The sequence below is a fragment of the Phyllobacterium sp. 0TCS1.6A genome, from assembly GCF_026420825.1.
Lineage (GTDB): Bacteria > Pseudomonadota > Alphaproteobacteria > Rhizobiales > Rhizobiaceae > Phyllobacterium.
Genome location: NZ_JAPMAB010000006.1, coordinates 12,451 through 23,264, shown reverse-complemented (window position 1 = coordinate 23,264; position 10,814 = coordinate 12,451). Strand labels below are relative to the sequence as shown.

6 protein-coding genes are annotated in these 10,814 nt (G+C 62.2%); 3 read left to right on the top strand and 3 right to left on the bottom strand.

The window, feature by feature from the left end:
* Positions 1-91 precede the first annotated feature (91 nt).
* Together OSJ75_RS13820 and OSJ75_RS13815 are read left to right on the top strand one after the other, a co-directional pair.
* Positions 92-565, top strand: coding sequence for a peroxiredoxin (locus OSJ75_RS13820; RefSeq protein WP_267228484.1), 474 nt, complete (start codon positions 92-94; stop codon positions 563-565).
* 92 nt (positions 566-657) lie between these two features.
* A complete protein-coding gene (locus OSJ75_RS13815; protein WP_267228483.1) occupies positions 658-1,911 on the top strand; it encodes a M23 family metallopeptidase in 1,254 nt (417 codons plus the stop codon).
* A 6-nt stretch (positions 1,912-1,917) separates the two neighbouring features.
* On the opposite strand, the gene prfB is transcribed toward OSJ75_RS13815, so the two are convergent.
* The 3 genes from prfB to OSJ75_RS13800 all read right to left on the bottom strand — a co-directional run bounded on the left by prfB (position 1,918) and on the right by OSJ75_RS13800 (position 7,131).
* Positions 1,918-3,046 (bottom strand): peptide chain release factor 2 gene (gene prfB / locus OSJ75_RS13810; RefSeq protein ID WP_250017941.1). Its coding sequence is split into 2 segments (ribosomal slippage): positions 1,918-2,976 and positions 2,978-3,046, totalling 1,128 coding nucleotides; the frame shifts between segments, so codons are not numbered across the junction.
* Positions 3,047-3,160: 114 nt separating this feature from the next.
* A complete protein-coding gene (locus OSJ75_RS13805) occupies positions 3,161-5,620 on the bottom strand; it encodes a penicillin-binding protein 1A (protein ID WP_250017943.1) in 2,460 nt (819 codons plus the stop codon).
* Positions 5,621-5,901: 281 nt separating this feature from the next.
* Entirely contained in the window at positions 5,902-7,131 is a 1,230-nt protein-coding gene (locus OSJ75_RS13800; RefSeq protein ID WP_267228482.1) for an N-acetylmuramoyl-L-alanine amidase, read from the bottom strand.
* A 686-nt stretch (positions 7,132-7,817) separates the two neighbouring features.
* Between OSJ75_RS13800 and OSJ75_RS13795 the strand changes: the two genes are divergently transcribed.
* Positions 7,818-10,799, top strand: coding sequence for a ribonuclease E/G (locus OSJ75_RS13795; protein WP_267228481.1), 2,982 nt, complete (start codon positions 7,818-7,820; stop codon positions 10,797-10,799).
* The last annotated feature ends 15 nt before the right edge of the window (positions 10,800-10,814 follow it).

The following is a 10,814-nucleotide window of genomic DNA, read 5'->3' as shown; positions in this document are numbered from 1 at the left end:
GGAATCAATTGGGAAACCGTAGACGATTCCCGTGCCTCTCTATAGTTGCGTATGTGTGGCGCGGATACAATAATGAAAGAAAGGCATTCCTATGACGATTCCGGACGTTGGCAGCGAGGCACCGAATTTCACCCTTCCGAGGGACGGCGGCGAGACACTTACCCTTTCGGACCTGCGCGGACACCCTGTCATCCTCTATTTCTATCCGAAGGACGATACGAGCGGCTGCACCCAGGAGGCGATCGAATTCTCGCAGCTGAAGCCGCAATTCGAGAAGCTCGGCGCGCGGGTGATCGGCATGTCGCCGGACCCGGTGAAGAAGCACGACAAGTTCAAGACCAAGCATGAACTGACCATCGACCTCGTGGCGGACGAGGACAAGGCGGTGATCGGTGCCTATGGGCTGTGGGTGGAGAAGAGCATGTATGGCCGCAAATATATGGGCGTCGAACGCACCACGTTCCTGATCGGGCCGGACGGCAGGATCGCCCGCGTCTGGCAGAAGGTGAAGGTCCCGAACCATGCCGCGGAAGTATTGGAGGCGACCCGCGGCCTTGCCGCCTGACGGCGGCGATCACCGGCGCGTGGATCAGACTTTATTAACCCTAATAAAGTCTAATGGACGATAGTCGAATCCCACGAGCCGGTGAGCACGCCGTGACCAGAAAGCCCAGCAAAAACACCCTGTTCGGCCGTAATGATCAACCGCATACGATCATCATCGCCCGCGGAGAGAGCGTGCGCCATTTCACCATACGGCCATGGGCTGCGCTGGCCATGGGCGGCGTGCTTGCGACGCTTGCCCTCAGCTATTTCAGCGCCACCGCCTATCTCATGTTCCGCGACGACCTCATCCATGGCAGCGTCGCCAGCCAGGCGCGGCTGCGCCAGGCCTATGAGCAACGCATCGCTTCCCTGCGCACCCAGCTGGACCAGGCGACCAGCCGCCAAAAGCAGGAGCAGAAGCAGATCGAGGCGAAGATGGCCGAGCTGCTGGAACGCCAGAAGACCCTGGCAAACCGCAGCAAGCGGCTCGCGCCCGTACTTGAGACGATAGGAGAAAGCACGCTGGAGAACGGCGGGGCGCGCCCGCTCGTCCCGGCAACCGACAGCCTCGTCAATTCGGACGATGAAGGCTTCTACGGCATCGACCCGATCATCACCGGGCCGACCGGGCCGCGCCAACCATCGAGATCGCCGCGCATTGGCCGCGGCAGCACCAACAAGGCCGAATTGCTGGATGCCGTCGAAGATTCGCTGCATGCTGCCGAGACGACGCAGAACCGGCATATCCTCGCGCTGTCGACCAAGGCCTATCGGCGCATGGATCGCATCAAGCAGGCCCTCGCCTCCTCCGGCATTGCCGCCTTGCCCGCTGCGTCCGGCCTTGGCGGGCCGTTCCTTCCGGCCAGCCCGATCTCCGATGCCGATGCGCGGCTTGCCGAACTGGAACAGGCCACCGCCCAGCTCAATGCGGCGCAGTCGCTGTTGCAAGGCCTGCCATTGGCCGATCCCGTCGCGGAAAGCTATGTTTCAAGCAGTTTCGGCAAGCGGCGCGATCCCCTGCTTGGCATCTACGCCTTTCATTCCGGCATGGACTTTGCCGCGCGGACCGGCAGCAAGGTGCGCGCCGCCGCGAAGGGACGCGTGATAGCGGCCGAATATAGCGGCGGCTATGGCAATATGGTGGAAATCGACCATGGCAATGGCCTCGCGACCCGCTACGGCCATCTCAGCGCCATCCTCGTCGAACCCGGTACGGAGGTGGCGCCCGGCGACATCATCGGCAAGGTCGGCAGCACCGGGCGCTCGACGGGGCCGCACCTGCATTACGAGGTGCGCAAACATGGCAGTCCGGTCAATCCCGCGCCCTATCTGAGAGCGGGCCGGACCCTCGTCGCCGAACTCTGACTGCCGTCAGGCGATATCCTCGACCTGCACGTCGGCGCCGTGGATGCGGTGCGCCAGCGCTGCTTCCATGAACATGTCGACGTCGCCGTCCAGCACGTCCTGCGGGCTGGTGCTCTCGACGCCGGTGCGCAGATCCTTGACCAGCTGGTAGGGCTGCAGGACATAGGACCTGATCTGGTGGCCCCAGCCGATGTCGGTCTTCGATGCCGAAACCGCGTCGGCGGCCTGCTCGCGCTTCTCCAGCTCCGCCTCGTACAGGCGCGCGCGCAGCATCGACCATGCGGTGGCGCGGTTCTTGTGCTGCGAACGTTCCGCCTGGCACTGCACGACGATGCCGGTGGCGATATGGGTGATGCGGACGGCCGAGTCGGTGGTGTTGACGTGCTGCCCGCCTGCACCCGATGCGCGATAGGTATCGATGCGCACATCGGATTCGCTGACCTCGATGTCGATATTGTCGTCGACCACCGGATAGACCCAGACGCTCGAAAACGAGGTATGCCGGCGCGCATTGGAATCATAGGGCGAAATCCGCACCAGGCGGTGGACGCCGGATTCGGTCTTCAGCAGGCCATAGGCGTTGTGGCCCTTCACCAGGATCGTCGCCGACTTGATGCCCGCTTCTTCGCCGTCATGGATTTCGAGAAGCTCGACCTTCATGCCCTTGCGTTCGGCCCAGCGTGTATACATGCGCAGCAGCATGTTGGCCCAATCCTGGCTTTCCGTACCGCCGGCGCCCGAATGGATTTCGAGATAGGTGTCGTTGGCATCGGCTTCGCCGGATAGCAGCGTATCGATCTGGCGCCGGTCGACATCGTTCTTGATCTCGCGGATCGCGGCTTCCGCCTCGGCGATGATGGATTTGTCGTTCTCCTCCTCGCCCATGGCGATGAGTTCGACATTGTCCTCCAGCGATTGCGTCAGCTGCCGGATGGAATTGATGCTGTCTTCCAGCTGCTGGCGCTCGCGCATCAGCTTCTGGGCTTCCTGGGCATCGTTCCAGAGTGCGGGATCTTCTGCGAGCTGGTTCAGATAGCCGAGGCGCTTGATTGACGTATCCCAGTCAAAGATGCCTCCTCAGCAGGCTTATGGCCTGCTTGATCTCGTCGACCAGCGTCTCGATTTCGGCTCGCATTCGGGTATCCATTCCTGAAGATATTCAAATTTCGCGGGACCATATTGTCTGGTCCGGCGGATGTAAAGTGCGCAGGTCCCGGGATTTTGCCTGATCCGCAAACCGGCGGAGCGATCAGAAAAGACCGCCGCCGCCGCCCTGGATGGCCCTGTTCACATTCGGCGATTGCACCTCGACCGGCGCGCCTTCCGAGAAGCTGTCCATGCCGATGACCGAATAGCTGTCGGCCGGACCGGTGCCGGGCTTGAATGCTTCCATGATGACGTTGGGCTGGCCCTCGGCGGCGCGCATTCCGGTCTTGCGGTTGATCGGAATGATCGTCATGCCTTCCGGAACGCGGAAATCGACCGAACGCTGATCCTTCAGCGCGGCTTCCATGAAGCTCTTGAATACCGGCGCGGCAAGCCCGCTGCCGGTAAAGCCCTTGCCCATGGGAATGGGCGTGTCATAGCCGAGATAGACGCCGAAAACGAGATCGGGCGTGAAGCCGATGAACCAGGCGTCCTTCTCTTCATTGGTGGTGCCGGTCTTGCCGGCGATCGGACGGTCGAGGCTCTTCAGGATGGTCGCCGTGCCGCGCTCGACGACGCCCTCCATCATCGAGGTGATCTGGTAGGCCGTCATCGGATCAAGCACCTGATCGCGCTCGTCGACCAGTTCCGGCTCGTCCTGTCCCGTCCAGGAATCGGCCGAGCAGGCGGCGCATTTGCGCTCGTCATGCTTGAAGATCGTACGCCCATAGCGATCCTGGATACGGTCGATCATCGAAGGCGTGATCTTGCGGCCGCCATTGGCGATGATCGAATAGCCGGTCACCATGCGCAGGACCGTGGTTTCGCCCGAGCCGAGCGACATGGCGAGCACCGGCAGCATCTTGTCGTAGATGCCGAAGCGTTCGGCATATTCGGCGACGAGTTTCATGCCCATGTCCTGCGCCAGGCGGACGGTCATCAGGTTGCGCGATTGCTCGATGCCGTAGCGCAGCGTCGAGGGGCCGGCGAACTTGCCGCCGTAATTCTTCGGCGCCCAGACGCCGAGACTGCCGCCCTGGTCGACCGAGATCGGACCGTCGAGCACGACCGAGGCCGGCGTATAGCCATTGTCGAGCGCCGCCGAATAGACGAAAGGCTTGAACGAAGAACCGGGCTGACGCATGGCCTGCGTGGCGCGGTTGAACTCCGATTCGGCAAAGGAGAAGCCGCCCACCATGGCGAGCACGCGCCCCGTATGCGGGTCCATCGCCACGGCGCCGCCCTCGATCTTGGGGATCTGGTGCAGGTCGAACTGCGTCTCCGATCCTTCCTTCTTCTGGACGAAGACGACATCGCCGACATTGAAGACCGATTCGAGCGATTTGGCATTGACCCGCTTGTCATCGGTGATGACGCGGAAAGCCCATTTGATATCCTCGGCGCTGATCGTGCCCTGCTTGCGCTCCGATACGATCTTGCCCGAGGCATCCCTGTCCGGCTGCAGCCCGATAACGGCCTGCTGCGGCGAAACTTCGAGGATGACGGCAAGCTCCCAGTCCGGAACATCCGAGAACGCCTTGATTTCCGAAAGCGGCACGCCCCAGTCGCCCGCGGTCGAGATCGTCTTGTAGGCGCCGCGATAGCCGCGCGCCTCGTCATATTTGAACAGGCCGTGCTGCAGGGCGGCGCGGGCCTGAACCTGCAATTTCGGATCGAGCGTCGTGCGCACCGAGAGACCACCCTCGTAGAGCGCGTTCTCGCCATAGCGCTGGATCAGCTGGCGGCGCACTTCCTCGGTGAAATATTCGGATGCGAACAGATAATTGCCCGTGTGGCGCGGGGTTACGCCGAGCGGCTCGGCCTTTGCCTCCGTCGCCTCCTCCGCCGTCACATAGCCATTCTCGGCCATGCGGTCGATCACCCAGTTGCGGCGCTCGACGGCACGATCGGCCTGGCGGAACGGATGATAGTTGGACGGGCCCTTGGGCAGCGCGGCGAGATAGGCGGCCTGCGCGATGGTCAATTCATTGACCGACTTGTTGTAATAGGTCAGCGCGGCGCCGGCGATACCGTAGGAATTCAGGCCGAAGAAGATTTCGTTGAGATAGAGTTCGAGGATGCGGTCCTTGGAATAGGCCTGCTCGATCCGGAATGACAGGATGGCTTCCTTGACCTTGCGGCCGATGGTCTGGTCGTTGGTCAGGAGGAAGTTCTTGGCCACCTGCTGCGTGATGGTCGATGCGCCCACCGGCCGGCGCGAACCCCAGTTCTGCAGATTGGTCACCACGGCACGCGCCAGACCGCTGATATCCACGCCCGGATGCTGGTAGAAATTCTTGTCTTCCGCCGAGATGAAGGCTGCCTTGACCCGGTCCGGAACCGCCTGGATCGGCAGATAGAGCCGGCGTTCGCGGGCGAACTCCGACATCAGCTGGCCATCGGCGGAGTGTACGCGCGTCATCACCGGAGGCTCATATTTCGACAGGACTTCGTAATCCGGCAAGTCCTTGGAAATATTGACGACATAGAGCGCAACGCCAGCAGCCGCCAGAAGCGCCATAACCGTGCCGATCCCGAAAAAATAACCGATCAAGCGTATCATGTGTATCCGGAATCCATTCCAACAATTGGCATCATACTATCGCAGCATGCTTCGACAAACTATGCAGATTGCGTCGCAGGATCAATTAAACTCCTGCAAGTACTTCTCTTTATCTGCGCCTAAAGCCGTAGAGTCTTTATCGCTGACGCAATTGAGCGACAAATGTGACAAAGGCAAGGACAACCCTCCGTCACACACAATTTTAACCATCCATTGTGGGCTTTGGGCAACGCAACATGCCAAGATCGTTTCGTTACTCATTCCCTGGCGCGTCTCCGGGCTCAATTGGAGCGGCGCGCGGTCTTCAGCCCGATATAGTCCTGCACGGCGGCAGCAAGGCGCGTCGCCACGTGGCCACGCCAGTTCGGATCGGTCATCAGCTTCTCGTCCTCGGCATTCGACAGATAGCCGATCTCGACGAGGACCGAGGGAACGTCGGGCGCCCTCAGCACCTGGAAACCCGCGAAGCGATGCGGGTTGTTGATCATGTTGACATCCTTCTTCAGCGAATCGACCACCGACTTGGCGAAGCTGAGCGAAAAAGTGTGCGTCTCGCGCCGCGTGAGATCCATGAGGATATCGGCAATCTCCGGCGCTTCCGTATCGAAGCTGATTCCGGCGACGGCATCGGCGCGGTTCTCGCGATCCGCCTTGGCGCGCGATTCCGCATCGGACGCCCGGTCGGACACCGTATAGACGGTGGCGCCCCGGATATCGCCGCGGCGGATCGTATCGGCATGGAGCGAGATGAACAGGTCGGCCTCATATTGCCGGGCGATGCGCACGCGCTCGCTCAGCCGCAGGAAACTGTCATCGCTGCGGGTCATCTCGACCCGGGCGCCCGGAATCCTGGCAAGCTCGGCCTGCAATTGCTGGGCGAAGAGCAGCGTCACATCCTTCTCGCGCACGCCGCTCGGGCTTTCCGCCCCGCTATCGATGCCGCCATGTCCCGGATCGACGACGATGGTGAACGGTTTCGGCGCCGCGCTGACATCCTTGGGCGCAGGCGCGGCGACACGATCGCCCTTCGGCGTCGCTTCGGTCGAGGCGGTCGTGGCGTTCTGGTTCTTGAGGTCCTCGGCGAATTTCCGGTCGGACGATGCGACGATATCGGCAACCATCCGGTAGCCGGGGCTGGTTTCGTTCTTCACCACCTCCAGCCGCTCGACCGCGAACGGGCCCTTCATGCTGAAGATGAGCCGGGCCCGCGTCTCGTCGATCAGGCCATAGCGCAGGTCGGTGATGAGGCCGCGCGGCTCGACCGATTCCCTGGAGAAGGCGAAAACGGCCTTCTGCATGTCCACCACCAGCCGGTGCGGATTCTGCAGCAGCATCGTCGAGACATCCGGCTCCCGGTCGAAATTGATGACGACGCGCGTGCGCAGCTCGTCGCCGGCCGCCTGGTAGGTCAGCGCGGCAAGGCCCTTTTCGGCAAGCGCCGGCGTGGCGGTATGCACGGAAGCGACGATGCCCAGACAGAGAGCGAAGATAATGCGGTAGATTGCGTCCATCACTTTGCCGGTGCGGCCCTAGCGGACCAGTTTCCCCTCAGCGTATCCCTGTGTACCAGATCATCGGCGCGCTTGCACGGCAAAGACGATCCGCCATCCACTACCAATAGGTAAGGAAGCATAGTTAACATTGTCTTGCGCAACACCCATATGGCCCAAGGATCGACGTGAATATCAAGAAGGTCTTGTCAGAAGGCGACACACCTCCTAAAAGCAGAGTTGGATTACCCTCTGCCCCTTGGAATCGGGCGCTTTGATGTCACGGCTAAGGACCGAGCGACTATAAGGCCCGAATGGGAGCGGCGATGGCGAACAGCCTCGACGGTGTAACCGAAAAGAATTTGGCGCTGGTGGACAGGGATTGTCGATAGCGCTTTTTGCGAACGGCGGATGGCGCAGACAAGGCGCATCAAGCCAGCCCCTCTGGGGTGTTAACAGTGTCGGCACAGCTGGAAAGCGTGCCATTGATGAGGTCGTTTCGTCAGGAACAGGAATGTTTTTAACAGATAGGATTTTTACCGGCCTGCAAGCCGCGGCTGCCCAAAGGCAGCTTCGCGCGACGCCGTATCTGTCTGTTTCTGCGAACTTTAATGTATCCGGCAAATGTGAAGATGCGGCGCCAGGCCCCCAGCGGGGTCCCTGGCTGTTCCGCATGGAGCGCATTTCAGCCGGGGAGAAGAATCATAATGTCGGACAAAATGCTAATCGACGCCTCCCACCAGGAGGAAACACGGGTTGTCGTGGTTCGCGGCAATCGAATTGAAGAGTTTGATTTCGAATCTGAACACAAGAAACAAATCAAAGGCAATATCTACCTGGCGCGGGTCACGCGCGTCGAGCCGTCGCTCCAGGCGGCCTTCGTAGAATATGGCGGCAATCGCCATGGCTTTCTGGCGTTCAGCGAAATTCACCCCGATTACTACCAGATCCCGGTTGCTGACCGGCAGGCGCTGATCGAGGCGGAAGCCGCAGCGGCCAGCCAGGAAGAGGACCACGAGGACGGCGAGCCGAGAACGCGCGAGCGCAGCGGCGACCGCGACAAGCGCAACCGGCGCCGCGGACGGCGTGGATCGCGCCAGGGCGACGAATCGACGAAGCTCGAAGCCTCCGACGAGGAAGGCGCAGCCAATGTCGAAGGCGAGGAAGCCGCGACCGGCGCCGATGCTGCCGGCGAAAATATTGGCAGCGAAAACACTGACAACGACAATCCGTCCGGCGACGACAATGGCGGCAGCCAGTCCATGGCGGCGGCCATCGATGCCGATGTGGTTTCCGAGGCAGTCTCGCTCGACCAGGACGACGAGACGGACGAGGACGACGCCAAGGCCCCTGCCCGCAAGCCTTCCCGCGCAAGAAAGAGCCGTTCCAACGACAAGGACGACGACGCGCAGGACGAACTCGACGAGGTCGAATCGGTCGGGGCGGAAGATGCGATGGAGGAAGTTCCGACGCATCAGCGTTTCCAGCGCCGCCACTACAATATCCAGGACGTGATCAAGCGCCGGCAGATATTGCTGGTACAGGTGGTCAAGGAAGAGCGCGGCAACAAGGGCGCGGCTCTCACCACCTATCTTTCGCTTGCCGGACGGTATTCGGTGCTCATGCCCAATACGGCGCGCGGCGGCGGCATTTCCCGCAAGATCACCAATGTCCAGGACCGCAAGCGGCTGAAGGACATCGTCAAGGATCTCGAAGTGCCGAAAGGCATGGGGGTGATCCTGCGTACCGCCGGCGCCAACCGGACCAAGCCGGAGGTCAAGCGCGACTATGAATATCTGATGCGCCTTTGGGAGAACGTCCGCAATCTGACGCTCTCATCGACCGCGCCGACCCTCGTCTACGAGGAAGGCAGCCTCATCAAGCGCTCCATCCGCGACCTCTACAACAAGGATATCACCGAGATCCAGGTTGCCGGCGAGAACGGATATCGCGAGGCCAAGGATTTCATGCGCATGCTCATGCCGAGCCATGCGAAGGTGGTGCAGCCCTATCGCGACATGACGCCGATCTTCGCCCGCAACGGCATCGAGGCGCAGCTCGACCGCATGCTGCAACCGCAGGTGACGCTCAAGTCCGGCGGCTACATCATCATCAACCAGACCGAAGCGCTGGTTGCCATCGACGTCAATTCCGGCCGCTCGACCCGCGAACATTCGATCGAGGACACGGCGCTGCAGACCAATCTCGAAGCGGCGGAGGAAATCGCCCGCCAGCTGCGCCTGCGCGATCTCGCCGGGCTGATCGTCATCGACTTCATCGACATGGAGGAGAACAGGAACAACCGTGCCGTCGAGAAGCGGATGAAGGAATGCCTGAAGGACGATCGCGCCCGCATCCAGGTCGGCCGCATCTCGCATTTCGGCCTGCTGGAAATGTCGCGCCAGCGCATCCGGGCCAGCGTGCTCGAAAGCACGACGCAGGTCTGCTCCGTCTGCGGCGGCACCGGCCATGTCCGTTCCGCCTCGTCCATCGCGCTGCATGTGATGCGGTCGATCGAGGAATATCTGCTGCGCCATTCGCAGAACAACATCATCGTGCGCACGACCGTGCCGACGGCGCTTTACGTCCTGAACCACAAGCGCCAGAACCTCGCCGATCTGGAGGCCCGCTTCGGCCTGACGATCAGCATCGAGGCCGATGACAGCGTCGGCGCACAGCATTTCGCCATCGACAAGGGATCGGTGGCGCTTGGTCCCATCGTGCCGCTGCAGGATACGCTCCCCGTCGGCATTTCCGATGATTACGACGATAATGATCCGATCGTCGAAGAGATCGACGACGAGGCCGACGACGTTTCGGCGGAAGCGCCGAAGACCATCGATGGCGACGACAACCGCAAGCGCAAGCGCAAGCGGCGGCGGCGCGGCGGCCGCGACCGGCAGGAGAATGCCGGTGCCGAACAGCGCCAGCCTGCCGTGCGTGAAGACATTGCCGAGGGCGAAGGCGAGGCTCCGGGCGAGGACGCCGCTGCGGCAGCGGCCCGCGAGGAAGAATATCGCAAGAAGCGCCGGCGTGGTCGGCGCGGCGGCCGCAAGAACAAGCGCTTCGACGACGAGAGCGCGGCAAAGGCAGTGCCCGATGCGGAACCGGTCTTCGTGACCATTCCCCTGCCCGATTTCGCCAAGGCGAAACAGGCCGGCGTCACCGATGTGATCGCCGAGGCACCTGTCGCGCCGCAGGAAGCCGAGACACAGGAGGCCGGGCCGCAGGAGGCCGGGCCGCAGGCAGCTGCGCCTCTGGTCGAGGCCGAAGCTGAGGTCGAGGCACCTAAGGCGCGCAAGGCGCCGGCCAAGCGCAAGTCGCGGGCAAAGGCTGCGGCAGAACCCGCCGATACCGTCGCTGCCGATGCCGTGGTTGCGGACAGCGTGACCGAGGAGAGCGTAGCTCCCGCGGCGGAGGAAGCACCGGCGAAGCCAAAGCGTGCTCCGCGCAAATCGACCAAAAAGGCAGCCGCTGAGGCGAGCGAAGCCAAAGCGACCAGCGCTCCCGCCGAGGTGACGGAAACCGCCGCCCCGGCGCCAGAAACGCCGGAAGCCGAGACTCCGACAGTTGAGACACCGGCGGAACCGGCCGAGCCGGCAAAGCCTGTCGTGACATCGACGAGCAAGGCCGCCGAGGGCGCACCGGCGCCGAAGCGCGGCTGGTGGCAGAAGAAGGGCTTCTTCTGAGAGCTTCCAGACCGC